Below are 25,209 nucleotides of genomic sequence, written 5' to 3'. Positions count from 1 at the left end.
CGCGCTGCGGCCAATGCCGTGGCGCGCCTTTGCCAGCGTCACTCCAGATAGGCCGCCACTTCTTCCTCGCTGAGAAAACGCACCAGCTCCACCGACGGCTGATGTGCGTCATGCAGGCGATCGGCGAAGCCCGACCAGGAGCGCGACACCCCCTCTGCGGTATCCAGCGCAATCAGCACACAGTGGCCATGCTTGCGGCTATTGCTGCGCAGCGGCGCCTCGCCCCACGCCCAGGCCAGACTGTTGACCAGCTCGCCCTTCTCGAAGGCGAACGCCTGCAACCACAAATACTGTGCGCTGTCTTCCCGTGGTACCTCCTGCCCCGCGACAGGTGCCGCGACGCGCAACCCGAGTTGCTCACCATGGACCGCCAGCAGCGGCTGCAGCAGTGAGAACGCATGGAAGTTGCAGTTGATGCCCTGCGCGCTCACCACCAGACCGCTGCGCGTCGCGGGCAGCACCACCACCAACTCGTCTTCGTAGGTCAGCGCCGCGGCATGGTCGAGGAAGTGCAGATTCTCGAAGGGCAGCGTGGTGTTGGATTTCACCATGGCGTCGATATCGCGGAGCAGCTCGCCATTAGCCAGGAAATCGCGGTGATTTTCCCGCGAACGCATCAGCATGGTCATCAGCGGCAGCACCAGCAGATCGACCGCCGGATGCGCGCTGTCGATGAGTAGCGACTGCGCGGGTGTCAGGCTGTCGAGCCGCTCGCGGGCCTGCCTCGCCGCGGCCTGCGCCTCCTCGTCGTCCTCGACATCCTCATCGGCGCAATACGGACGCAGCGTCGCGAGGGCCCGCGCCAAAGCTTCCAGCACTGCCGCGAAGGCAATGCACGGGTTTGCGCCGCCCTCGACCCAACTACCGCAGAACAGCGCCAGCAACGACGCACGGTTGGGACTGAGCTCGGGAAGCAATGCTGCGCACAGGGCAAGCATCTCGTCCGCGCGGGGCGTACCCAGTGTCTCGCGGTACAGCTCGCGAACGTCGGTGCGGCGGACGAAGTCCTGCGCCTCGACCCGATCCTCCGGCGCACTCACCGGCTGGCGCAGGAATTCGACCAACGATTCCGGCAAGCGTGTCGCCAGCGTCATGCCACATCTCCGTCGAGCTGATACTCCCCAATGCCCTGCTCGGCGAACCAGCGGATCACCGTCTCGCGCTGTATCACCCGCGCATGCACCGGCGCATTGCCACCGCCAGTCAGCAACTGGCCAAGGTCGCAACCCCGGTCGCGCAGCTGTTCCAGCAGCGCAATATCGCCGCTGCGCACCGCATGCGTCAGCGCCAGGCGTTGCAGCTCCGGCTCACCGGCAATCCGTCCCTGCTCCAGCGCCGCGCGCCAGTCGCGTATCAGCGGCCGCAGCGAGCCCTGCAGAAGCTGCACCAGCGCTTCGCCCTCGGCGCCTGAGGCAGCCAGTTCATCCAGAGCTTCGAGCAATTCCTGACCGCCATCCGCCCCCTCGGCGAACGGGTCGTCATCGAAGCCCAGCAGCGCGAACAGGCCGTACAGGTCGTCGGCCACCCTTGTCAGTGCATCCTGGTGCAGACGCAGCGGCCAGGCTGGCGGCAGCGCACGGCTCCAGGCGTAGATGGCGCCGAACTCTTCCGGCTCGACACAGACGTAGACCCGCTCCAGGTACTCGAAACCACCGATGGGCAGGAAGCCCACGCGGCCGTCCCACTGCTGGCCATTCTCCTCGGCGACTTCCTCGGCGCACTCCTGCTCGTGCGCCAGCCAGCCCCAGAGGTCGTTGTAGCCGTCGCTGTCCGGATAGAACAATTCGTTGAAGGAGTAGGGATGCAGGTGGCCGTCGTAGTCCACGCACAGCTCGTAATCCAGCCGGCCACCGAAGCTGCAGCGCCACAGGGCGACCAATTCGGGTGGCAGCTGGCTGCCCAGGCGTTGCTCGACCTTGGCCAGTTGCGCATCACTGATCGGCGGCTGCGCGTCATGGATAATGCGCCCGGCGAACCACGCGAGGCGGTGATCGCGCAGCAGTTGCTGCTGGGCAGCCGTGAACTCAGGCATTTCGGCCCTCCCGGCGCAGCGCATCGCGCGCACTCATGAGGGCAACACCCAGCAAGTTCAGCCCGCGCCAGCGCGCCGGATTGCCTGCATCGGGATGATCGACCGCCAGACCGATGCCCCAGATGGCATCCACCGGGCTGGCCTCGACCAGCACGCGATCGCCCGTGCCCAGCAGGAATTCGCGCAGGGCCGGGTTCTGTCCGAACTTGGCGTGGTTGGCGCGGGTGACGATCGCCAGGCGCTCGGCGTTCCAGGCGGCCTCGTCGAAGCCGAGGATCTCGCGACCGATGGATTTGGCCTCAGCCGGCGTGCGCGCCGCGAGAATCCGCGCCAGCGCCGCCTCGTCACCGAACAGTCGGGCCTTGCCGGCCATCATGTAGTGCTCGGCACTGGTGTAGGTTACTCCGTCGATCTCGAAGGCCACTTCGAACCACTGGCTGAAGCAGCTCTTGTCGACTTCCACGGAGTGCTTTGGGCGATGCCCCCAGAAGTACAGGTACTTGAACGCCTCGCCCGCCTCGATGCGTCGGCACAGCTGCTCGACACTCATCGGTTCTTCCATGATCGGCTCCTTGCCGCTACCGCAAAACGCCGATTCTAGCGCACCCCGTCAGTGATCCCGGACCAATCCAGACCGAAGCGCGCCAGGTACTTGCGCAGGCGGTCGGCGTCGTTGGGGTTCTGCTTTTCCTGACGCGAGACGGCGAACAGCTGGCGACCGGCGTCGGACAGGCTGCGCGCCCGCCGGCAAACGTCGACCACCGCTTCCAGCTGCAGGCGGTCGAACAGGTCCAGCGCCTCGGCGCCCTCCTCCCCCAGCAAGCGATCCAGCGCGCTCTGCGTCTGGGTAGCGCCCCAGGAGCGGCGCAGCCGGCCGATTTCTTCCTCCACCAGCGCCTCGTCGATCCGTCCACTATCGGCCAGGGTCGCCATGCGCGTGATGGACGCCGACAGCTCGCGGAAGTTGCCGCTCCACAAGGCTTGCGCCGAGTTGGCGAAAGCCAGGTAGCGCGTGCGCGCCTCGCGGTTGAAGCGCACCAGGCGACCCTGCTCGCGGGCGTGGCGTTCCAACTCGAAATCGATGTTCGGCTCGATGTCTTCGCGGCGCCCGGCCAGCCCCGGCAGGTCGAAGGTCCAGAGGTTGATGCGAGCGAACAGGTCTTCGCGGAACAGCCCCTCGGCCACCCGCTCGCGCAGGTCACGGTGGGTGCCGGCGATCAGCTGGAAGTCGCTGCCCACTTCGCGGTCCGAGCCCAGCGGGAAGAAGCGCTTCTCTTCGATGGCCTTGAGCAGCATGGCCTGCTCGTCCAGGCCCAGTTCGCCGATCTCGTCAAGGAACAGCATGCCGCCATCCGCCGCGCGCAACAGACCTTCGCGAGCGTTCTGTGCACCGGTGAAAGCGCCCTTGATGTGGCCGAACAGCGCGGACATGGCGCCGTCGCCGCGCAAGGTCGCGCAGTTCACCTCGACGAAGCGACCCTGGAACTGGTGCCGCGCACGCTTGAGTTCGTAGACGCGGCGAGCGAGGAAGGACTTGCCGGCGCCGGTCGGGCCGATCAGCAGCATCGGCGCGCGGGAGCGCCCGGCAACCCGCTCGATCTGCTCGATGGAGCGGTTGAAGTCGGCGTTGCGCGTGGCGATGCCGGACTTGAGGAAGGCCAGGCTTTCCTCCTGTTCACGACGAAAGCGCGTGGCGATGCGGTCGTAGCGCGACAGGTCGAGGTCGATGACCGTGACCGTCCCTTCCGGCTGCCGCGCCTCGTCCTTGCGCCGCGACGGCGAAGCCTGCACCAGTCGCGCCGGCAGGTAACGCGCCTCGGTAAGGAGGAACCAGCAGATCTGTGCGACGTGGGTCCCGGTGGTGATGTGCACGAGATAGTCCTCGTGCTCGGTATCGAAGGCGTAGCTACCGACGAAATCGTGCAACGCGCCGTAGACCTCCTCGAAGTCCCACGGGTTGCGCAGCGCCATGGGCTGCAAGCGCACCTCGGTCTCTGGGGAGACGAGCCGCACATCGGCGGCAATGCGCTCGGCCAGCCCGATATCCCGCGCGTCCAGCCCGTGGATCAGCTCCAGGCGGTCGACCAGCAGGTCCTGCTGCTGGCACAGGCCGACCGTGGGCCGCCATTTCTGCCAGCGCGCTGCGCCCTTGCCGACGCGATCCAGGGTAGAACCGAGGAAGCCGATGGCGACGGTTTTCTTGGTTTTCATCTTTTATCCATGAAGATAAATAACGATCTCAGGATATCCATAAAATCCATGATCGGCCAATCATCGAGAATGGATTTCCGCACCCAGAAAAAATTAATTCGTTATTTATCAATTAGTTACAAGAAAAGAACAACACCCAAAAACAAACCTGGCATGCCCCTCGCTATATCTCCCTCGACCGCATCGCTGATGCAGCCCACGGGCAGGGACTACCACTCCCGCCGGTGCCCGAGCCCACCCCTGGTGTCGGCTTCGCGCATGCCGCTGCAGCAGTCACGGTCGATGGCGCGGTAGCTCAGCCCGGTAGAGCACTCCATTTCGCTGGAGCCGTCGCAGGTTCGAATCCTGCCCGCGCCGTTCGATAGCTCAGTCCGGTAGAGCAGCCATCCACGAAATGGCCTGTCGCGGGTTCGACTCCCGCTCGAACACTGCCCTGTTAAGGCAGCTACTCATGAAGGCAACACCCCGCCGGTGGGCGACGGGAGAGGCGCAAAGAGGCCAGGAAGGCCGGACGCGCCAGGGACCCGAAGCCACCGCCAGCCCGCCCGGTACGAGGACCGGGCCCGCGACAAGGCAAGTGCTGGCCGATGGATTCGGCGCAATGGACAGGCAGTCCGCAGCACCAGGCTCTCGCAGGCCCCCGCCTCGCCACCCGACGAGCTGGCGGACACCGGCACCTAGCACAACAGAAGCACGCACACCAGAAGAAGGAAGAGAGATGAAACTGCTGAAGCGCTTTACCGTGAAGAAGAACGAACGCGGCCTGCTGTACTCCGAGGGCGATTTCCTGGCAATCCTCGAGCCGGGCATCCACCGTCACCTGGACCTGTACAACCGCCTGAGCGTGGAAACCTTCAGCCTGAACACCCCGCTGTTCGAACACCGCCTGGCTGGCTACCTGCGCCAGTCCGAACCGGCGCTGGTCGAACGCTACTTCACCCGCATGGACCTGGCCGAGAACGAGGCCGGCCTGCGCTTCGAGGACGGCGTGCTGGCGGAAATCCTCGCGCCGGGCAGCCGCCGGCTGTACTGGAAAGGCCAGACCGAACAGCGCCTGGAGCGCATCGACCTGAGCCAGGAGTACCGCGTGGCTCCGGCGCTGTTGCAGCAAATGCAGGGCAACCTGCGCGGTCGCAGCGTGGTCGGCGTCGAGGCGCTGCTGGTGACCCTGGTACCGGCTTACCAGGTCGGCGTGCTGAAGGTCGACGGTGCGGTGGTCGAGCTCCTGCCCGCGGGCCAGTACGGTTTCTGGCGCTACAACCGCCAGGTGAGCGTGGAGCTGATCGATACGCGGATCCAGGCGCTGGAAGTCAGCGGCCAGGAAATCCTCACCCGCGACAAGGTGAGCCTGCGCCTGAACCTGGCCGCCAACTGGCGTTACAGCGACGTACTGACGGCGTTTTCCAGCCTGTCCAAGCCGCTGGAGCACCTCTACCGCGAGCTGCAATTCGGTTTGCGTGCGGCGGTGGGTACCCGCTCGCTGGATGAGTTGCTGGAGAACAAGCAACTCATCGACGACTCGGTCGGCGCCTACCTGAAGGAGCGACTGCCGGGCACCGGCATCGAGGTCAGCGGCCTGGGCGTGCGCGACATCATCCTGCCGGGCGAGATGAAGACCCTGCTGGCCCAGGTGGTGGAGGCGGAGAAGGCGGCGCAGGCGAACGTGATCCGTCGTCGCGAGGAAACCTCGGCGACCCGCTCGCTGCTGAACACAGCCAAGGTGATGGAGGACAACCCCACCGCCCTGCGCCTGAAGGAACTGGAAACCCTGGAGCGGGTAGCCGAACGAATCGACCGCATCTCGGTATTCGGCGGCCTGGATCAGGTATTGAATGGACTGGTAACGCTGAAGCAGGCCTGACAAAGGCCTGCCCAGCGCAGGAGTCGGCACCGTGAAGAGCAACAAGCAACGCCGCCGGGAAATCCGCCAGGCGCGCGAGCAACGCAAGGCGAAGAAGGCCGCGCCCGCCTGGCATCCTTCGGGCCAGGTCGCTCCGCCCGGCAGCGTCCCGGTCAACCGCTCGAACCTGGCGCCTTACAACAGCTACGGCGACCCGTTGTTCGTGCGCCGTGGCTGGTACGAGGACCGGGATTTCACCTGCCATGACTGCGGCGCCGAGCAGACCTGGACCGCCGCCCAGCAGAAGTGGTGGTACGAAGACTGTAAGGGACAGGTGTTTTCCACGGCGATACGCTGCCGCGCCTGTCGATTGAACAAACGAATTCGCGATGGCCGGGCACAACCCGCTACCGGCCAGCTCGCCAGGCAAATGAAGAGAGTCGAAACATGAGCACCAAGACCTTCCAACTGCTGGAAGTCGCCAACGGCAAACCGATCAAGCTCTGGACCCAGGGCGTGCCGGTGGAAGACGACGCCAGGCAGCAACTGATGAACACCGCGAAGATGCCCTTCATCTTCAAGCACCTGGCCGTGATGCCGGACGTGCACCTGGGCAAGGGATCGACCATCGGCAGCGTGATTCCCACCAGGGGCGCCATCATCCCGGCAGCCGTGGGCGTGGATATCGGCTGCGGCATGATCGCCGCACGCACCTCGCTGGTGGCATCGGACCTGCCGGATAACCTGCACGGTCTGCGCACCGCCATCGAGAAGGCCGTACCTCACGGTCGCAGCAACACCCGGGCAGGCCGCGACAAGGGCGCCTGGGAAAACGTGCCCGATCACGCCGACGACGCGTGGCGCGCGCTGGCCGGCCGCTTCAAGGTGATCACCGACAAGCACCCGAAGCTGGAGAAAACCAACAACCGCAAGCACCTGGGAACCCTCGGTACCGGCAACCACTTCATCGAGGTCTGCCTCGACGAAGCGGACCGCGTCTGGTTCATGCTGCACAGCGGCTCGCGCGGCGTGGGTAACGCCATCGGCAACCTGTTCATCGAACTGGCCCAGGCGGATATGCGCCAGCACATCGCCAACCTGCCGGACCGTGACCTGGCCTACTTCGAGGAAGGCAGCCAGCACTTCGATGACTACGTGGAAGCCGTGGGTTGGGCCCAGGACTTCGCCCGGCAGAACCGCGAGCTGATGATGCAATCGGTGATCGCCGCGGCGCGGCAGATCATCCGCAAGCCGTTCGAGGCGAGCCTGGAAGCGGTGAACTGCCACCACAACTACGTGCAGAAGGAACGCCATTTCGGCGAAGAGGTACTGGTGACGCGCAAAGGCGCGGTGTCTGCGCAGAAAGGCCAGCTCGGCATCATTCCGGGATCGATGGGCGCCAAGAGCTTCATCGTCCGCGGCCTGGGCAACGAAGAGGCGTTCTGCTCGTGCAGCCACGGCGCCGGGCGGACCATGAGCCGCACCAAGGCGAAGAAGCTGTTCAGCGTCGAGGACCAGGTGCGCGCCACCGCCCACGTCGAATGCCGCAAGGATGCCGACGTGATCGACGAGATCCCGATGGCCTACAAGGACATCGACGCCGTGATGGACGCCCAGCGCGAGCTGGTGGAAGTGCTGCATACCCTGCGCCAGGTGGTCTGCGTGAAAGGATGAGGTGAGGACATGCTGCAACCCATGGAAAACCAGCGCATGCAGGAACTGCGCAGCCGCCTGGAACACGAGCGCTGCGTCTTCGACTTCCGCGTGCTGACGCTCGACCCGACCGCCATGCCCGGCGAGGCGGAACATCGCCTGGCGTTGCAGCGGCTGTTCGAGTCCATCCAGGAACGCGCGCGCAAGTGGCAGGCGGAAGTCATCGCCCGCCACCCGCAGTACGCCAACCACAAGTGGGCGGACCTGACGCCGGACCTGGCCCGGGCCCGCCCGCAGGCACTCAGTGCCGAAGCAGTGTGCGAGCTGGCTCGGGATGACGGCCCGCTGTGCCGCGCCTTCCGCGACCCGCCCTATGGCACCCAACTGCAGGTAGCGGACTTCCGCGAATGGCTGCAGGTGCTGCGGCTGAATCCGGACGAAGGCCTGCAGGTGCTCGACTGGGTCGGCGACGGCGATGCCGAACCGCATCGCAGCAACTGGAGCTGCTACTTCGATGACGGCAAGGAATGGTGGGGCATCTGGTGCCTCACCCTGTACAACCCGCGACGCCGGACATTGTCCGCGCTGGCCGCCAGCGCGACGGACTGAAGCTGCAAGGATCGAAGCAATGAACAAGCACCTGATCGAACTCGACGGCGCCGAAGGCGGCGGGCAGATTCTGCGCAGTGCGCTGAGCCTGTCGATGATCACCGGTACGGCGCTGCGTATCGTCAACATCCGTGGCCGGCGCTCGCGGTCGGGGCTGCTGCGTCAGCACCTGACGGCCGTGCGCACAGCGGTGGATATCTGCGGCGCGGCGGTGGAAGGCGACGAGTTGGGATCGCGCAGCCTGACCTTCCGCCCCGGCACGATTCGCGGCGGCGACTACCGCTTCGCCATTGGCAGCGCGGGCAGTGCCGTGCTGGTGTTGCAGACGCTGTTGCCGGCCCTGCTGTTCGCCGATGGGCCGAGCAGCCTGGCGATCAGCGGCGGCACGCACAACCCGCTGGCGCCACCGGCGGACTTCATCGAGCGCAGCTGGTTGCCGCTGCTGCGGCGCATGGGCGCGAAGGTCGACTTCGAGCTGCTGCGCCATGGCTTCATGCCGGCGGGCGGCGGTGAGCTGCTGGTGCGCACCACGCCCGGCGAGCTGCAGCCGCTGCATCTGCCGGAAGCCGGCGCCGTGCTTTCGCGCTCGGCCCGCGCCCTGCTGGCGGCCATTCCCGGCCACGTGGCGGATCGCGAGCTGGAGAAGGTGAAGCGGCATCAGGACTGGCACGCGGCCTCCGCACAGGTTGTCCGCCTGCCGGAAGACCAGGGCCCGGGCAACGCCCTGCTGCTGGAAGTCGAGTGCGAGCAGCTCACCCTGGTGTTCTGCGCCTTCGGCCAGTCAGGGGTCAGCGCCGAGCGTGTCGCCAGCCAGGCGTTGCACCAGGCCGATGACTGGCGCCGCAGCGGCACCAGCGTCGAGGAACACCTCGCCGACCAGTTGGTGCTACCGATGGCGCTGGCCGGTGGCGGCAGCTTCACCACGCCGGTTGCGAGCGACCATCTCTTGAGCAACTGCGCGGTGATCGAAGCCTTCCTGCCGGTACGGATCGACTGCACGGCAGGGCAGGCAGCTGGCCAGCACATCCGCATCACGCCGACTTGACGCTTTCCTCACGAGCCGCCCAATAGATTCGCGCCATGTCACCTCGAGTGGCGCTACCTCTTCCGGCGCGTGTGCCCGCCTCACCGGCACACGGGAGTCTCCATGGCGCACCGCGCCGCCGTCGTCCTGCTCTGCGCCGCGCTGCTCGCCGGCTGCGAAACCACCCATGAAACCCTCATTGCCCAGGGCTATCCGCCGGCCTATGCCGACGGCTATGACGACGGCTGCGGCAGCGGCCGCCAGGCGGCCGGCGCGATCACCGGCGAGTTCCGCAAGAACGTGCCGCGCTACCTCGATGAGCCGAAGTACGCCCTGGGCTGGAACGACGGCTTCCAGCAATGCCAGGCCATGCGCGTGAGCCAGGAGCGCCAGCAGTACGAAGAACAGCGCAACAGCGACCGCGACCGCGACTGGGAACAGCAGAAGGATCGCGCGCTGTCCCATGCCCTGCGCGGCAACTGACCGCTGCGGCAACCATCCACACCCGTATGGCGCCGCGCGCTTGATTCCGGTCAAGCCGCGCCCCGTCCGTCTGGCCTCTCCTTGAACTCAGAAGAAACCCAAAAAGCCTGAGAAAAAGGAGACTCCACATGCAGCCCATCAAACTGGCACTGGGCAGTCTGCTGCTGGCCGTGAGCACGGCGGCGGCGCAAGCGAACGCCGATGTCCTGCGCGACAACGCCAACAGCATCTTCAAGCCCATCCCGGAGCAGGCCAGCGACAAGCTCGACCCCAACCAGATCGAACTCGGCCGACAGCTGTTCTTCGAGCCACGCCTGTCCGCCAGCCACGTGATCAGCTGCAACACCTGCCACAACATCGGCACCGGCGGCGCCGACAACGTGCCCGCGTCCAGCGGCCATGCCTGGCAGAAGGGCGCGCGCAACTCGCCCACCGTATTCAACGCGGTCTTCAACGTCGCACAGTTCTGGGATGGCCGCGCCAAGGACCTGGAAGAACAGGCCAAGGGCCCGGTGCAGAACCCCGTGGAGATGCACAACACGCCGAAGAACGTCGAGGCCACGCTGCGCAGCATGCCGGAGTACGTTGCCTCCTTCGAAAAGGCCTTCCCCAGCGACAAGCAACCAGTCAGCTTCGACAACATGGCCCGAGCACTGCAAGCCTTCGAGTCGACCCTGATCACCCCGAACTCGCGCTTCGACCTTTACCTCAAGGGCGACGACAACGCCCTCGATGCCAGGGAGAAAAAGGGCCTGCAGACCTTCATGAGCTCAGGCTGCATCAGCTGCCACAACGGCGTGAATCTGGGCGGCCAGGCCTATTTCCCGTTCGGTCTGGTGAAGAAGCCCGACGGCAAGATCCTGCCCACCGGCGACAAGGGCCGCTTCGAAGTGACCAAGACGCAGAACGACCAGTACGTGTTCCGCGCCGCGCCCCTGCGCAACATCGCGCTGACCGCACCGTACTTCCACAGCGGGCAGGTCTGGGACCTGGAGGAAGCAGTGGCGATCATGGGCACCGCGCAACTGGGCAAGCAGTTGAACGCCGAGGAAGTCGGCGACATCGTCGCCTTCCTCAAGACCGCCACTGGCAAGCAGCCGAAGGTGGAATACCCGCTGCTGCCGCCAAGCACGGCGACCACGCCGAAGCCGGTGGACTGAGCGAAATGAAAAACGGGCCCGACGGGCCCGTTCTTCATTTCCGGGGAGTGGTCAGACCACGCCCTGGGCCAGCATCGCGTCGGCGACCTTGACGAAGCCGGCGATGTTGGCGCCCTTCACGTAGTTGATCCGGCCATTCTCCTCGCCATAGGCGACGCAGGCATGGTGGATGTTCTGCATGATGCCGTGCAGGCGCTGGTCCACCTCACCGGCGGTCCACAGCAGGCGCATGGCGTTCTGGCTCATCTCCAGGCCGCTGGTGGCGACGCCGCCGGCGTTGGAAGCCTTGCCCGGCGCGTAGAGAATGCCGGCCTCGAGGAAGATATCCACAGCCTCCAGGGTCGACGGCATGTTCGCGCCTTCTGCCACGCAGACGCAGCCGTTGGCCAGCAGGGTGCGCGCGTCGTTGGCGTCCAGCTCGTTCTGGGTAGCGCAGGGCAGCGCGATATCGCAGGCCAGCGACCACGGGCGCTCACCGGCAATGAAGCGCAGGCCGGGGCCGGTCATCTCGCTGAGGCGACCGCGACGGACGTTCTTCAGCTCCATCACCGCTTCCCACTGTTCCAGGGTCAGGCCGGCCTCGAAGAACAGGGTGCCTTCGGAATCGGACAGCGAGATCACCTTGCCGCCCAGTTCCATGACCTTCTGCGCGGCGTACTGGGCCACGTTGCCGGAACCGGAGATGGCCACGCGTTGGCCGTCGAAGCCGCTCTCGCGGGCCTTGAGCATCTCCTGGGCGAAGTACACGCAGCCGTAGCCGGTGGCTTCAGGGCGTATCAGGCTGCCGCCGTAGGACATGCCCTTGCCGGTCAGCACCGAGGTGAACTCGTTGGACAGGCGCTTGTACTGGCCGAACAGGTAGCCGATCTCGCGGGCGCCCACGCCAATGTCACCGGCCGGCACGTCGAGGTCAGCGCCGACGTGACGGAACAGCTCGCTCATGAACGACTGGCAGAAGCGCATGACTTCGGCGTCGCTCTTGCCCTTGGGATCGAAGTCCGAGCCGCCCTTGCCGCCGCCCATGGGCAGCGAAGTCAGGGAGTTCTTGAAGACCTGCTCGAAGGCCAGGAACTTCAGTACGCCCAGGTTCACCGAGGGGTGGAAGCGCAGGCCGCCCTTGTACGGGCCGATGGCGCTGCTCATCTGGATGCGGAAACCGCGGTTGACCCGCACTCGTCCGGCATCATCCACCCACGGTACGCGGAACAGGATCGCGCGTTCGGGCTCGACGATGCGTTCGACGATGCCGGCCTGCAGGTAGTGCGGATTGGCTTCGAGGAAGGGCCAGAGGGAGCGCAGCACCTCTTCCACCGCCTGGTGGAATTCGGGCTGATCGGGGTCGCGCCGCTTGAGGCGCTCGAGGAACGAGTCAACGGATTGCGTCATGTCTACACCGGTACTTTTCTGATTATGTGATGCTTTTTTGCCGGCAGACTCTAACAACCCACGCCGCCCCGAGATAGTGCAGCGTGACGCTTTTATGAATCTTTATGGTGCAAAAATATAAATCCCACTTCTGCCGGACCGGCAGAAAAACAGATTTTTGTATACAAAATCAATAGGTAGTTGCACGCAGACCATTCAATCCATCAGGACGATCCCGATGCTCGCACGCCCCCTCGCACTTCTCGCCGCCCTCACCTGCACTCTCGCCCTGCCCGCCCACGGGGCCATGAAACTGGGCAACTTCACCGAATCCGGCGCGCTGGTGGTAGCGGATACATTCGACAGCGAAGTGATCCACAAGTCGAAGTTCAGCACCGACGACCTGGAGCGCATGGCGCGCCAGCTGGAAGAACAGCAACGCACCCTGCAGGACCAGGCGCGGCAAATCGACACACTGCAGCGCCAGCTGGAGGAACAGCGCCGCGCCCTGGACGATCTCAAGCGCAGCCGCTGACCGCTGTCGGCGCGCGCCGCAAAAAAAACGGGGCCCGAAGGCCCCGTTTTCCTGCAGAAGCGGCTTACGCCAGCTTCTTGTAACGCACGCGGTGCGGCTGCGAGGCAGCGTCGCCCAGGCGTTTCTTGCGATCGGCTTCGAACTCGGTGTAGTTGCCTTCGAAGAAGACCACCTTGCCGTCGTCCTCGTAAGAGAGGATGTGGGTCGCGATGCGGTCCAGGAACCAGCGATCGTGGGAGATCACGATGGCGGCGCCGGGGAAGTCCAGCAGCGCTTCTTCCAGCGCACGCAGGGTTTCCACGTCGAGGTCGTTGGACGGTTCGTCGAGCAGCAGCACGTTGCCGCCCTGCTTCAGGGTCAGGGCCAGGTGCAGACGGCCACGCTCACCACCGGAGAGGTCCTTGACGAACTTCTGCTGGTCGCCGCCCTTGAAGTTGAAGCGGCCGACGTAGCTGCGCGACGGGACTTCGTAGTTGCCGATCCTGATCTGCTCGAAGCCGTCGGACACCTGCTCCCACACGGTCTTGTTGCCATCGAGGATTTCGCGGCTCTGGTCGACGCTGGCGATCTGCACGGTTTCGCCGATCTCGATGCTGCCCGAGTCCGGTTGCTCCTTGCCGGTCAGCATGCGGAACAGGGTCGACTTACCCGCGCCGTTGCCACCAATCACGCCGACGATGGCGCCCTTGGGAATGCTCAGCGACAGGTCGTCGATCAGCTGGCGATCGCCATAGCCCTTGCTGACGTTGTGCAGCTCGATGACCTTGTCGCCCAGGCGCGGACCTGCCGGGATGTAGATTTCGTTGGTCTCGCTGCGCTTCTGGAATTCCTGCGATTGCATTTCCTCGAAGCGTTGCAGACGGGCCTTGGACTTCGACTGACGAGCCTTGGCGCCCTGGCGAACCCATTCCAGTTCGGCCTTCATCGCCTTGGCATGGGAGGCTTCCTGCTTGGCTTCCTGGGCCAGGCGGTTGGCCTTGGATTCCAGCCAGCCGGAGTAGTTGCCTTCGAAGGGGATGCCCTGGCCACGGTCCAGCTCGAGAATCCAGCCGGCGACGTTGTCGAGGAAGTAACGGTCGTGGGTGATCGCTACCACGGTGCCCGGGAAGTCGTGGAGGAAGTGTTCCAGCCAGGCGACGGAGTCGGCGTCCAGGTGGTTGGTCGGTTCGTCCAGCAGCAGCATGTCCGGAGCGGACAGCAGCAGGCGGCACAGGGCGACGCGGCGCTTCTCACCACCGGAAAGGTGTTCGATCTTGGCGTCCCACGGCGGCAGGCGCAGGGCGTCGGCGGCGACTTCCAGCTGGCGCTCCAGGTTGTGGCCGTCGGAAGCCTGGAGGATGGCCTCCAGCTTGGCCTGCTCGGCGGCCAGGGCGTCGAAGTCGGCATCCGGCTCGGCGTAGGCGGCATAGACCTCGTCCAGGCGGGCCTGGGCAGCCTTAATCTGGCCGACGGCTTCTTCGACGATCTCGCGAACGGTGGCCTGCGGGTCGAGCTTGGGCTCCTGCGGCAGGTAGCCGACGTTGATACCCGGCATCGGGCGGGCTTCACCTTCGATCTCGGTGTCGACGCCAGCCATGATGCGCAGCAGGGTGGATTTACCCGCGCCGTTCAGGCCGAGCACGCCAATCTTGGCGCCGGGGAAGAACGACAGGGAAATGTTCTTGAGGATTTCACGCTTGGGCGGCACAACCTTGCCGACCCGGTGCATGGTATAGACGTATTGAGCCATGGATACCTGACTTCTGGGATGAATTGTGATCGGGATGGCCGGAACGAACGACGGCAGGTTCCGGGACGCCGGCTCACTGGCCGGAGCGGCAGCGCTCGAACGCTAGCGAGCGGGCTGCCGGCGGGCGCGAACGGCCGATGGACGGCCCTTCGCGCGGGACTCTGCGCGGATGTACTTTATGCAACCCACACCACGCGCGCGTGCGGCAAAGCTACCGGAATGAGTCAGGAAGGGCAAACGACGCTCGTCGGCCATACTGGCACTTCGCCGCCTTTCCGGGCATCCTAGCCTGCGCCGAATTCAGCCGTATCGCCCCAGGTCCTTAAGTCCTTGTCTATTTTCCCCCGTACTCCTCCGGACGCCCTGGCCAGGCCTGGCCGCGTGGCGACCCGGACCGCGCTGGTGCTGCTGGTGCTGTTCATGCTCGGCCTGCTGGGCTGGCAGCTGCATCAGGAGTTTCGTAGCCAGGAGCGCTTCGAGCGTGAGCGGGTGGTGCTGCATGGCGAACAGATGGCCCAGCGGATCTCCCTGACCCTGGAGCTCAAGGCCGTGGCGGCCCAGGCCCTGCTGCAGCAGGAACAGGACCGCGCCCCCGGCGACGTCCACGCGCCGCTGATCGCTGGCCTGACACACATCTACCCGTCCTTCCACAGCCTGGTCCGGCTGAGCGCCAGCGGCGTGCCCGTGCATGACTCCGCCAGCGGCATCAAGGACACCGCGTTCATCGAGGCCCTGCGCCAGCGCAGCGCGCAGCAGACCTATCACTATGCCTTCAGCGAGGAAAACGGCGGCCACTTCTATGTCTGGCTGAAGGCCACCGAGGCGGGCGAAGGCGACAGCGTCATCCGCCTCGACGAAAAGGTCGCCCGACGTGGCTGGGCGGCGCAGATCCGCCCCGAATCACCGGACTGGATCCTGGTCGACGACGTCCAGCAGAAGGTCCTCGGCCGTTCCAGCGGCTTCCGCCCCGGCCCGCTGTCCGCCGCCTCGCCGCTGGAACAGGCGCAGAGCCTGGACGGCCTGGACATCCAGAACACCGACTGGCAGTTGCACCCGCAATTCGACGACCGGCAGATCCGCGCCACCCTGCTGCCGCGCCTGGCCGGTGAGCTATCCCTGCTGCTGGTGCTGGCGGGCATCGCCGGCGCCGCCTTGCTGCGCCTGCAGCGAGAACAGCAGAACCTGCGGGCACTGACCGTGGAATCGCAGCAGAGTCTGCGCCAGGCCGCGCAGGCCCTCGGCGCGATCGACGAGCGGGTGCTGGTGACCCGCGCCGACGGCCGCCTCGCCTACCTCAATCCACAGGCCGAGCAGCTGTTCGGCGTCAGCGCCGACAAGGCCGGCGAGCATCACCTGCTGGAGTTGCTGCCCGGCCTGGGCGCCCTGCTGCATGGCAGCGATGCCGCGGCGGAAAACGGCTCCGAACTGGTGCGCGTCAACGATACCGGCCAGGCCCGGCTGTTCGCCGTCAGCCACCATTCCCTGGACGACAGCCCGCTGTCGCCGGAGCAGACCTGGGTGCTGCGCGGCAACCTGCCCCAGGGCGGGCAGGTCTGGGTACTGCGCGACGTCACCGAGGAACAGCAGGCGCTGCACATCCTCGAGGAGACCCGCCGACGCTACCAGGACATCTTCGACGGTGTCGGCGTCGCCCTCTGCGTGCTCGACCTTTCCGCCCTGCGCCAGAGCCTGGTGGATCTCAACCTGCGCCGACAGAGCGACCTGCGCGAGTGGATCGCCTCGCAGCCCGAGCGCCTGCCCTGGCTGCTGCGCCAGGTACGCATTACCGAGATCAACAACGTCGCCAAGCGCCTGATGGGCGTGAGCACCACCGAACAGGCCTGGCAGGTTCTCGTCGGCGGCACCGGCATGCGCCCGGACGGCGTGCGCAGCAAGGTGCTCGAAGCGGTGCTGCACGGCCATGGCATGGTGGAGCTGGAAGCCTGCATCCACACCCGCCAGGGCGAGCAGCGCCATCTGTGGCTGCAGTTGCGCGTGCCGGAGATGATCCAGGACTTCCACGCCGTCACCCTGAGCCTGTCGGACATCACCAGCCGCAAGCAGGTCGAGCTGTCGCTGATCGAGCGCGAGAAGTTCTGGTCCGACGCGGTGCGCGCGGTGCCCGACACCCTGTATATCCACGATATCGCCGCGCGCCGGGTCATCTTCAGCAACCACAACCTCGGCCACCAGCTCGGCTACGACAACGACGAGCTGCGCGAGATGGGCGAGCGCTTCTGGGAGAAGGTGCTGCACCCGGACGACGTCGAATACTACTGGCGCGTGCGCAACCTGCAGCAGGTGGTGGGCGATGGCCTGCTGCTGGACAGCCAGTTGCGCTGGCGCCACCGCGACGGCAGCTGGCACTGGTTCGACATCCGCGAGCAGGCGTTCACCCGCGACGCCTCCGGCCGCGTGGCGCGGCTGATCGGCGTGGCCAAGGACATCACCGACACGGTCGAGGCGCACAACTCCCTGCGCGAGAGCGGCCGCCGCTACCGCATGCTCGCCGAGAGCATCAGCGACGTGATCCTCTCCACGGATGCCCAGGTCAAGCTCAACTACCTCAGCCCATCGATCCACCAGGTGCTCGGCTACAGCCCCGAGTGGGTGCTGTCCAACGGCTTCCAGCAGGTGGCCGCCAACCCGGCTCAGCTGGAGCGCCTGGATGAACTGCTGAACCGCGTTCAGGGCGCCATCGGCGAGCCCAAGCGCCTGGCCGAACTGCGTGAAAGCGCCGAGCCGCAGCTGTTCAGCCTCGACTGCCTGCACGCCGACGGCCACAAGATTCCCGTGGAGCTGCGCATCGCTTTGATGTGGGACGACCACGGCCGCTTCGAAGGCCTGCTCGGCGTCGCCCGCGACGTGAGCCAGCAACGCCGCGCCGAGCGCGAGATGCGCATGGCGGCGACGGTATTCGAGCACTCCACGGCGGCGATCATGGTCACCGATCCGGCCGGTTACATCGTGCAGATCAACGACTCCTTCAGCCGCCTCACCGGCTACTCCGCCGAGGAGGTGCTGGACCAACTGCCGCGCCTGCTCACCGCCGACCGCCAGGAAGCCAACCAGCTCAAGCATGTGATGGAAAGCCTGCTCAAGAGCGGCAGCTGGGAAGGCGAGATTCTGCAGAAGCGCAAGAACGGCGAGCTGTACCCCAGCTGGGTCGGCATCACCGCGGTCCACGACGAGGACGGCGACCTGGTCAGCTTCGTCTGTTTCTTCAGCGACATCAGCGAGCGCAAGGCCAGCGAGCGTCGCATCCATCGCCTGGCCTACTACGACGCCCTGACCCACCTGCCCAACCGCACGCTGTTCCAGGACCGCCTGCACACCGCCCTTTTGCAGGCCGAACGGCACCAGCAGTGGGTGGTGCTGATGTTCCTCGACCTCGACCGATTCAAGCCGATCAACGACTCCCTGGGCCATGCCGCAGGCGACCGCATGCTCAAGGAAGTGGCCGAGCGCCTGAGCCTTTGCGTCAGCGACGACGACACCGTGGCGCGCATGGGCGGTGACGAGTTCACCCTGCTATTGCCCGGCCAGAAGGACCGCGAGAAGGCGCTGCGCCAGGCGATCCAGGTCGCCGAGCAGATTCTCTCCAGCCTCGCCCGCCCCTTCACCCTGGAAGGCCGCGAGTTCTTCGTCACCGCCAGCATCGGCGTTGCGCTCTCGCCGCAGGACGGCGCCGAGCTCAGCCAGTTGATGAAGAACGCCGACACGGCGATGTACCACGCCAAGGAAATGGGCAAGAACAACTTCCAGTTCTACCAGGCCGAGATGAACGCCCGCGCCCTGGAACGCCTGGAACTGGAAAGCGACCTGCGCCGCGCCATCGAGCTGCACGAATTCGTCCTGCACTACCAGCCGCAGTTCACTGGCGACGGCCGCCGCCTGACCGGTGCCGAGGCGCTGCTGCGCTGGCAGCACCCCAAGCGCGGGCTGATCCCGCCGGCGGAGTTCATTCCGGTGCTGGAAGAACTCGGCCTGGTCGCCCAGGTCGGCGACTGGCTGCTGGAGCAGGCCTGCCTGCAACTGCGCGCCTGGCACCGGGACAAGGTGCGGGTGCCGAAGATTTCCGTGAACCTCTCGGCCCGGCAGTTCGCCGACGGCCAGCTGGGCGAGCGTATCGCCGGTATCCTCGCAGACACCGGCATCGCCCCGGCCTGCCTGGAGCTGGAACTGACCGAAAGCATCCTGATGAGCGACGTCTCCCAGGCCATGCAGATACTTCAGGGCCTGAAACGCCTGGGCCTGGCGATTGCGGTGGACGACTTCGGCACCGGCTACTCCTCGCTCAACTACCTGAAGCAGTTCCCCATCGACGTGCTGAAGATCGACCGTAGCTTCGTCGACGGACTGCCCCATGGCGAGCAGGACGCGCAGATCGCCCGCGCCATCATCGCCATGGCCCACAGCCTGAACCTGATGGTGATCGCCGAGGGCGTGGAGAGCCACGAGCAGCTCGAGTTCCTGCGCGAACACGGCTGTGACGAGGTACAAGGCTTCCTCTTCGGCCGCCCGGTGCCGGCCGACCAGTTCGCCGCACTGTTCGCCAGCAACGCGCTGTTCCTGCTGGGCTGACTGCACAACGGCGCCAATGAGCGCCTTTGCGGGATGGGCAGAGCCCAGCGATACGCATGCTGTCGCAATGCGGACCGATGGGTATCGCTGCGCTCCACGCCATCCTACGTCGAGTTCTTCCTGCACTTCCTCCAGGCTACTTCGGCTACGCGATCCGGGCCTTGAACCCCGCTTGTCAGCCACATGACCGCCTTTCATGTGCCAGCACCGGCGCCTTGGGTTAGAATGCGCGCCTTTCCCCAGCACCCGATCCTTAAGAGGACCGCCATGTTCAGCCGTGATTTGACCCTCGCCCGCTACGATGCCGAACTCTTCGCCGCGATGGAGCAGGAAGCCCAGCGCCAGGAAGAGCACATCGAGCTCATCGCCTCCGAGAACTACACCAGCCCGGCGGTGATGGAAGCCCAGGGTTCGGTGCTGACCAACAAGTACGCCGAAGGCTACCCGGGCAAGCGCTACTACGGCGGTTGCGAGTACGTCGACGTCGTCGAGCAGCTGGCCATCGACCGCGCCAAGGAACTGTTCGGCGCCGACTATGCCAACGTCCAGCCGCACGCCGGCTCCCAGGCCAACGCCGCCGTTTACCTGGCCCTGCTGTCGGCCGGTGACACCATCCTGGGCATGAGCCTGGCCCACGGTGGTCACCTGACCCATGGCGCCAGCGTTTCCTCCTCCGGCAAGCTGTACAACGCGGTGCAGTACGGCATCACCGACGCCGGCCTGATCGACTACGACGAAGTCGAGCGCCTGGCCGTCGAGCACAAGCCGAAGATGATCGTTGCCGGCTTCTCCGCCTACTCCCAGGTGCTGGACTTCGCCCGCTTCCGCGCCATCGCCGACAAGGTTGGCGCCTACCTGTTCGTCGACATGGCCCACGTGGCCGGTCTGGTCGCCGCTGGCGTCTACCCGAACCCGGTGCCGTTCGCCGACGTGGTCACCACCACCACCCACAAGACCCTGCGCGGCCCGCGCGGCGGCCTGATCCTCGCTCGCAAGAACGAAGAGATCGAGAAGAAGCTGAACTCCGCTGTCTTCCCGGGTGCCCAGGGTGGCCCGCTGGAACACGTGATCGCCGCCAAGGCCGTGTGCTTCAAGGAAGCCCTGCAGCCCGAGTTCAAGGCCTACCAGCAGCAGGTCCTGAAGAACGCCCAGACCATGGCCAGCGTGTTCATCGAGCGCGGCTTCGACGTGGTGTCCGGCGGTACCCAGAACCACCTGTTCCTGCTGTCCCTGATCAAGCAGGACATCACCGGTAAGGACGCCGACGCTGCCCTGGGTCGTGCCTTCATCACCGTGAACAAGAACAGCGTGCCGAACGACCCGCGTTCCCCGTTCGTCACCTCCGGCCTGCGTATCGGTACCCCGGCTGTCACCACTCGTGGCTTCAAGGAAGCCGAGTGCCGCGAGCTGGCTGGCTGGATCTGCGACATCCTGACCAACATGGGCGACGAGTCCGTGGTGGACGGCGTGCGCGAGAAGGTCAAGGCGATCTGCGCCAAGTTCCCGGTCTACGGCGCCTAAGCCCAGCCCGCGAACTGCAAAACGAAAAAGCCCGGCAGATGCCGGGCTTTTTCATGTCTGTCGTCCACAGAGTCCAGACCTGTGGGGCACGTATTGCGCCAGCGTTATCCTCCGCTGGGGCATCGGCGGATAACCTGTCCCAGGTTATTCGCCCTACGCAGTGCCACCTTCTTCAAACCCCTATAAAGAAGCTACGGCTGCCCACCGGACTTCTGCTCCGGCTGCACCGGCACGTCACGCAGCTCATTGAGCCGACGCACCAGCGTCTGGGCTTCCTCCGGGCTGGCGAACCCCTTGAGCAGCACCTGCCCATCGGTCACCACCCGCGTCACCCTGGGCAGCAGGCGCAGCTGTCCGTCGATGACCACCGCCAGGGCCTTGCCCTGCTCTTCCTGGGTCAGTTTCGCCAGGCGCTGGCTGGCTTCGGGCGTGAACAGCACGCGCACGGCCGGTGTGCCGTCGGCCACGCTGGCCAGTTCAGCCCGCTGCACGTCGCGCTGGGTCAGGGCGGGGTGAGTGGTCACCAGCACGGCCTTGCCCTGTGGGTCGGCCAGGGTGCGGGTGCTGGCCGTGGGCTTCTCGGCCACGGCATGGACATCGAACGTGTGCTGCGGGGCCGACGGCGGCGCACCGGCACACGCACCCAGCAAAGCGGCGCCCAACAATGAGGCAAGGAGGATCGGAATAGAGCGTTTCATCGACTGCGAATCGGACAGGATGGCCCGGTCGGGCCAGGGTTATAGCCAAGGTCATGAACAGTCAGACCACCATCAGCGCACAAGTTGCACTCCCTTGGTCGGCGCTCGCGTCTAAGCTTGCAGACGAACGGATGCTGGCGGTCCGGTCAGAAATTCTCCGGCGCAGGACGAGCTGGTATCATGCGCGCCTTTTGCCGGTCACAAGAAAAGGCGCACGGCCCACCTGGGCATGCACCTTGCTTTTCCCGGCCAGAACGATAACGGCGCGAGAGCGTCACGGGGAGCCAAACATGCTGGAAAAGCTGTTCCAACTCAAGGCGCACAACACCACTGTGCGCACCGAGATCCTGGCGGGTATCACTACCTTCCTGACCATGGCCTACATCCTTTTCGTCAACCCGAGCATTCTCGGCGAGACGGGCATGGATAAGGGCGCGATCTTCGTGGCGACCTGCCTGGCCGCGGCCATCGGCTCGGCGGTGATGGGCCTGATCGCCAACTACCCGATCGCCCTGGCTCCCGGCATGGGCCTGAACGCCTTCTTCACCTACACCGTGGTCCTGCACATGGGCCACACCTGGCAGGTGGCCCTCGGCGCGGTGTTCCTCTCCGCGTGCATGTTCTTCATCATTTCGATCTTCCGCATCCGCGAATGGATCATCAACAGCATTCCCCTGGCACTACGCTCGGCCATCGCCGCCGGCATCGGCCTGTTCCTTGCGCTGATCGCGCTGAAGGAGTCGGGCATCGTCGTCGCCAACCAGGCCACCCTGGTGGGCATGGGTGACCTGGCCAAGCCGGCACCGCTGCTGGCGATCCTCGGTTTCATCCTGATCGTCGCCCTGGAAGCCCGTCGCGTGACCGGCGCGGTGATGATCGGCATCCTGGTGGTGACCTTCATCTCCATCGCCATCGGCGTCTCCCAGTTCGGTGGCGTGGTGTCGATGCCGCCGTCGCTGGCGCCGACCTTCCTGCAGCTGGATATCAAGGGCGCGCTGGATATCGGCCTGTTCAGCGTGATCTTCGCCTTCCTCTTCGTCGATCTGTTCGACAACTCCGGCACCCTGATCGGCGTGGCCAAGCGCGCCGGCCTGATGGGCAAGGACGGGCACATGCCGAAGATGGGACGCGCCCTGATCGCCGACAGCTCCGCTGCCATGGTCGGCTCGCTGCTGGGCACCTCCACCACCACCAGCTACATCGAGTCGGCGGCGGGCGTTTCCGCTGGCGGCCGCACCGGCCTGACCGCCATCGTGGTCGCCGTGCTGTTCCTGCTGGCACTGTTCTTCGCCCCGCTGGCGGGCAACGTGCCGGCCTTCGCCACCGCCCCGGCGCTGTTCTTCGTCGCCGTGCTGATGGCTTCGGGCCTGGCCGAAATCGACTGGGACGACCTGACCGTCGCCGCCCCGGTGGTAGTGACCGCACTGGCCATGCCGCTGACCTTCTCCATCGCCAACGGCATCGCCTTCGGCTTCATCACCTGGACCGCCTGCAAGCTGCTGTCCGGCCGCTTCCGCGAGCTGAACCCGGCGCTGGTCATCCTGTCGATTCTTTTCGTGATCAAGCTGGGCTGGTTCAACGCTTGAGTGAAGGGGGCTGCTGCGCGTCGGCCATACTGCGTTGCCAGGTCAATCCGGAATGCTCATTTACAGTCGTAAACTCCGCTTCCGAATCGACCTGGCGCCTTGTCTGACCTAGCTCGCGAGCCCCGATGCTTCCGAGTTGTCATTAGATGAAAAGCGGCCCGGCAACTCCGGGCCCTTTGAAGAGTTTTCCCTATGAGCAGTCCGCGTTTCGATCCCTCCCACTACGACAGCCAACTGGCCGACAAGGCCGCGCGCCTGCGCGAGCTGCTGGCGCCCTTCGCCGCGCCAGAGCCGGAGGTGTTCGATTCGCCCCGCGAGCATTACCGCCTGCGCGCCGAATTCCGCCTGTGGCGCGAGGGCGAAGCCCGCCACTATGCAATGTTCGAGCAGGGCGACAAGCACACGCCGATCCTCATCGAGGAATTCCCCATCGCCAGCCAGCGCATCAACGAACTGATGCCGCGCCTGAAGGCCGCCTGGGCCGAGCCGACGCTCGGCCACAAGCTGTTCCAGGTGGAGTTCCTCACCACGCTGGCGGGCGACGCCATGATCACCCTGTGCTACCACCGCCCGGTGGACGCCGCCTGGCAGGCCGCCGCCGAGAAACTGGCCGCCGAACTGGGCGTGAGCATCGTCGGCCGCTCCCGTGGCAAGCGCCTGGTCGTCGGCCGTGACTACGTCAGCGAAGAACTGACCGTCGCCGGCCGTACTTTCCGCTACCGCCAGCCGGAGGGCGCCTTTACCCAGCCCAACGGCGAGGTCTGCCAGAAGATGCTCAACTGGGCGTACGAAGCCCTGGGCCAACGCCAGGACGACCTGCTGGAGCTCTACTGCGGCAACGGCAACTTCACCCTGCCGCTGGCCACCCGCGTGCGCAAGGTACTGGCCACCGAGATCAGCAAGACCTCGGTAAACGCCGCGCTGGCGAACCTCGCCGACAACGCCGTGGACAACGTCACCCTGGTGCGTCTCTCTGCCGAGGAGCTGACCCAGGCGCTGAATGACGTGCGCCCGTTCCGCCGCCTGGCCGATGTCGACCTGAAGTCCTACGCGTTCGGCAGCGTGTTCGTCGACCCGCCGCGCGCCGGCATGGACCCGGACACCTGCGAGCTGACCCGGCGCTTCGACAACATCCTGTACATCTCCTGCAACCCGGAGACCCTGGCGCAGAACATCGCCCAGTTGCACGACACCCATCAGGTGAGCCGCTGCGCACTGTTCGACCAGTTCCCCTACACGCACCACATGGAAGCCGGCGTCCTGCTGACCCGGCGCTGAAGCCTGCTCACCCGCCGCCCAACCAAGGGTTGGGCGGCGGGCCAGCGCCAGGCGGCTACGCTTGCGGGACAATGACAAGAGGCACGTCCATGTCCCGCCTGATCCTTCCCCTGCTCTGCCTGCTGCTGGCCGCCTGCGCCGGCACCGACCCCGCCAGCATCAGCGTCTCCCCTGCCGCCAACGGTAGGCAAAGCACCTTCTTCATCCAGGCCGTGCGCGCACAGGGCCACCGCGAGGACCTGGAAGATCGCTTCGATCTCGCCGTGCGCCGCGCGCTGGAAGCCAAGGGCTACCGCTATCAGGACAATTCAGGGGAGCTGCGGGTGATCTACGCCGTCGGCCTGGACAGCCAGACCGGCATCGTCCAGCGTCCGGTGGTGACCGGTGCGGGGGTGATGACCCAGACGCAGATCACTGACCAGGAACAGGCGCGCCTGGCGCTGCAGATTCTCGACGAGGCGAGCGGACAGGTGCTCTATCAGGCGCAGGTGGCGCGCCAGCTGCACGATCCGAAGATCACCCAGCAGGCCGTGGACGAAGGCATCGCCCGTCTGCTCAGGGACTTCCCCGCGCACGCGGGGAACTGAGGATCAGCTGTAGTTCGACGGCGACTTGCGCACGAACTTGATGCTGTACTTGAAGTCGGCCTTGCGCGTGACGCTGATGGCGCGGCGGGTGACGGTGTCGATGGTGATGTTCCAGTTGCCGGTGCTGGGCACCTTGATCTTGGCCGGGAACCGGTCGAACGCGCCACCGTGGTAGACGTGGCGCCCGCCATTCTTGAAGCTGCGGAAGGCGGCATCGGTCATCAGGCGGATGTTGCAGGTCATGGAGCACTCGATGACGACCAGGTCGCCTTCGTTCAGGTGCTCACGTTGATGTACGAACTTCATGCTGGCTC

At 65.7% G+C, this 25,209-nt stretch carries 21 protein-coding genes and 1 tRNA gene; 14 read left to right on the top strand and 8 right to left on the bottom strand.

The window, feature by feature from the left end:
• Positions 1–38: 38 nt before the first annotated feature.
• Genes IB256_RS18735 through rtcR form a run of 4 tightly spaced genes read right to left on the bottom strand, consistent with a single transcriptional unit; the run spans position 39 to position 4,243 of the window.
• Positions 39–1,094, bottom strand: a complete 1,056-nt coding sequence (locus tag IB256_RS18735) for a hypothetical protein (RefSeq protein ID WP_192290224.1) — start codon at positions 1,092–1,094, stop codon at positions 39–41.
• On the bottom strand, positions 1,091–2,032 hold the full coding sequence (locus IB256_RS18730) for an SMI1/KNR4 family protein (RefSeq protein ID WP_192403640.1): 942 nt from the start codon (positions 2,030–2,032) through the stop codon (positions 1,091–1,093). The genes IB256_RS18735 and IB256_RS18730 overlap by 4 nt, the downstream gene beginning before the upstream one ends.
• A complete protein-coding gene (locus IB256_RS18725; RefSeq protein WP_192290228.1) occupies positions 2,025–2,594 on the bottom strand; it encodes an NADAR family protein in 570 nt (189 codons plus the stop codon). The genes IB256_RS18730 and IB256_RS18725 overlap by 8 nt, the downstream gene beginning before the upstream one ends.
• A gap of 35 nt (positions 2,595–2,629) precedes the next feature.
• Positions 2,630–4,243, bottom strand: a complete 1,614-nt coding sequence (gene rtcR, locus IB256_RS18720; protein ID WP_192403638.1) for an RNA repair transcriptional activator RtcR — start codon at positions 4,241–4,243, stop codon at positions 2,630–2,632.
• Between the two features lie 284 nt (positions 4,244–4,527).
• Between rtcR and IB256_RS18715 the strand changes: the two genes are divergently transcribed.
• From IB256_RS18715 to IB256_RS18680, 8 genes are all read left to right on the top strand, one after another.
• A tRNA-OTHER gene (locus IB256_RS18715) sits at positions 4,528–4,600 on the top strand.
• A 361-nt stretch (positions 4,601–4,961) separates the two neighbouring features.
• Positions 4,962–6,104: a slipin family protein gene (locus IB256_RS18710; protein ID WP_192290232.1), complete on the top strand. Its 1,143-nt coding sequence runs from the start codon at positions 4,962–4,964 to the stop codon at positions 6,102–6,104.
• 31 nt (positions 6,105–6,135) lie between these two features.
• On the top strand, positions 6,136–6,534 hold the full coding sequence (locus IB256_RS30870; protein ID WP_192290234.1) for a zinc-ribbon domain containing protein: 399 nt from the start codon (positions 6,136–6,138) through the stop codon (positions 6,532–6,534).
• Positions 6,531–7,757, top strand: coding sequence for an RtcB family protein (locus IB256_RS18700; RefSeq protein ID WP_192290236.1), 1,227 nt, complete (start codon positions 6,531–6,533; stop codon positions 7,755–7,757). The genes IB256_RS30870 and IB256_RS18700 overlap by 4 nt, the downstream gene beginning before the upstream one ends.
• Before the next feature lie 9 nt (positions 7,758–7,766).
• Positions 7,767–8,345 (top strand): hypothetical protein, encoded by a 579-nt coding sequence (locus IB256_RS18695; protein ID WP_192403636.1) that lies wholly within the window; start codon positions 7,767–7,769, stop codon positions 8,343–8,345.
• 19 nt (positions 8,346–8,364) lie between these two features.
• Positions 8,365–9,390, top strand: a complete 1,026-nt coding sequence (gene rtcA / locus IB256_RS18690; protein WP_192403634.1) for an RNA 3'-terminal phosphate cyclase — start codon at positions 8,365–8,367, stop codon at positions 9,388–9,390.
• 102 nt (positions 9,391–9,492) lie between these two features.
• Positions 9,493–9,852, top strand: a complete 360-nt coding sequence (locus tag IB256_RS18685) for a hypothetical protein (protein ID WP_192403633.1) — start codon at positions 9,493–9,495, stop codon at positions 9,850–9,852.
• Between the two features lie 128 nt (positions 9,853–9,980).
• Positions 9,981–11,012 (top strand): cytochrome-c peroxidase, encoded by a 1,032-nt coding sequence (locus tag IB256_RS18680; RefSeq protein WP_192290243.1) that lies wholly within the window; start codon positions 9,981–9,983, stop codon positions 11,010–11,012.
• A gap of 51 nt (positions 11,013–11,063) precedes the next feature.
• Here the strand turns inward: IB256_RS18680 and gdhA are convergent, their stop codons facing one another.
• Positions 11,064–12,398, bottom strand: coding sequence for an NADP-specific glutamate dehydrogenase (gene gdhA, locus IB256_RS18675; RefSeq protein ID WP_138212153.1), 1,335 nt, complete (start codon positions 12,396–12,398; stop codon positions 11,064–11,066).
• A 217-nt stretch (positions 12,399–12,615) separates the two neighbouring features.
• Between gdhA and IB256_RS18670 the strand changes: the two genes are divergently transcribed.
• Positions 12,616–12,912: a hypothetical protein gene (locus IB256_RS18670; protein WP_225601845.1), complete on the top strand. Its 297-nt coding sequence runs from the start codon at positions 12,616–12,618 to the stop codon at positions 12,910–12,912.
• A gap of 64 nt (positions 12,913–12,976) precedes the next feature.
• On the opposite strand, the gene ettA is transcribed toward IB256_RS18670, so the two are convergent.
• Complete coding sequence (ettA, locus tag IB256_RS18665) at positions 12,977–14,641, bottom strand: energy-dependent translational throttle protein EttA (RefSeq protein WP_192224641.1); 1,665 nt, start codon at positions 14,639–14,641, stop codon at positions 12,977–12,979.
• A gap of 420 nt (positions 14,642–15,061) precedes the next feature.
• On the opposite strand from ettA, the gene IB256_RS18660 reads away from it, so the two are divergent.
• Both IB256_RS18660 and glyA read left to right on the top strand, forming a co-directional pair.
• Complete coding sequence (locus IB256_RS18660) at positions 15,062–19,225, top strand: EAL domain-containing protein (protein WP_225601857.1); 4,164 nt, start codon at positions 15,062–15,064, stop codon at positions 19,223–19,225.
• 267 nt (positions 19,226–19,492) lie between these two features.
• Positions 19,493–20,746, top strand: coding sequence for a serine hydroxymethyltransferase (gene glyA, locus IB256_RS18655; RefSeq protein WP_024763060.1), 1,254 nt, complete (start codon positions 19,493–19,495; stop codon positions 20,744–20,746).
• Positions 20,747–20,937: 191 nt separating this feature from the next.
• Here glyA and IB256_RS18650 read toward each other — a convergent pair whose 3' ends face one another.
• Positions 20,938–21,444 (bottom strand): SecDF P1 head subdomain-containing protein, encoded by a 507-nt coding sequence (locus IB256_RS18650; RefSeq protein WP_192290247.1) that lies wholly within the window; start codon positions 21,442–21,444, stop codon positions 20,938–20,940.
• A gap of 290 nt (positions 21,445–21,734) precedes the next feature.
• Here IB256_RS18650 and IB256_RS18645 point away from each other — a divergent pair, with 290 nt between their 5' ends.
• The 3 genes from IB256_RS18645 to IB256_RS18635 all read left to right on the top strand — a co-directional run bounded on the left by IB256_RS18645 (position 21,735) and on the right by IB256_RS18635 (position 24,895).
• Positions 21,735–23,030 (top strand): NCS2 family permease, encoded by a 1,296-nt coding sequence (locus IB256_RS18645; RefSeq protein ID WP_081517309.1) that lies wholly within the window; start codon positions 21,735–21,737, stop codon positions 23,028–23,030.
• Between the two features lie 192 nt (positions 23,031–23,222).
• Positions 23,223–24,308 carry a tRNA (uridine(54)-C5)-methyltransferase TrmA gene (gene trmA, locus IB256_RS18640; protein ID WP_192403632.1) on the top strand — a complete coding sequence of 362 codons (1,086 nt, stop codon included), beginning with the start codon at positions 23,223–23,225 and terminating at the stop codon, positions 24,306–24,308.
• An 89-nt stretch (positions 24,309–24,397) separates the two neighbouring features.
• Positions 24,398–24,895, top strand: a complete 498-nt coding sequence (locus IB256_RS18635) for a DUF4136 domain-containing protein (RefSeq protein ID WP_192290251.1) — start codon at positions 24,398–24,400, stop codon at positions 24,893–24,895.
• Positions 24,896–24,898: 3 nt separating this feature from the next.
• On the opposite strand, the gene IB256_RS18630 is transcribed toward IB256_RS18635, so the two are convergent.
• Entirely contained in the window at positions 24,899–25,201 is a 303-nt protein-coding gene (locus IB256_RS18630; RefSeq protein ID WP_017521653.1) for a DUF1883 domain-containing protein, read from the bottom strand.
• Between the last annotated feature and the right edge of the window lie 8 nt (positions 25,202–25,209).

It is taken from the genome of Pseudomonas sp. PDM17 (assembly GCF_014851985.1).
GTDB lineage: Bacteria > Pseudomonadota > Gammaproteobacteria > Pseudomonadales > Pseudomonadaceae > Pseudomonas.
The sequence above is the reverse complement of the archived record's forward strand: the minus strand, read 5'-3'. Positions and strand labels throughout refer to the sequence as shown.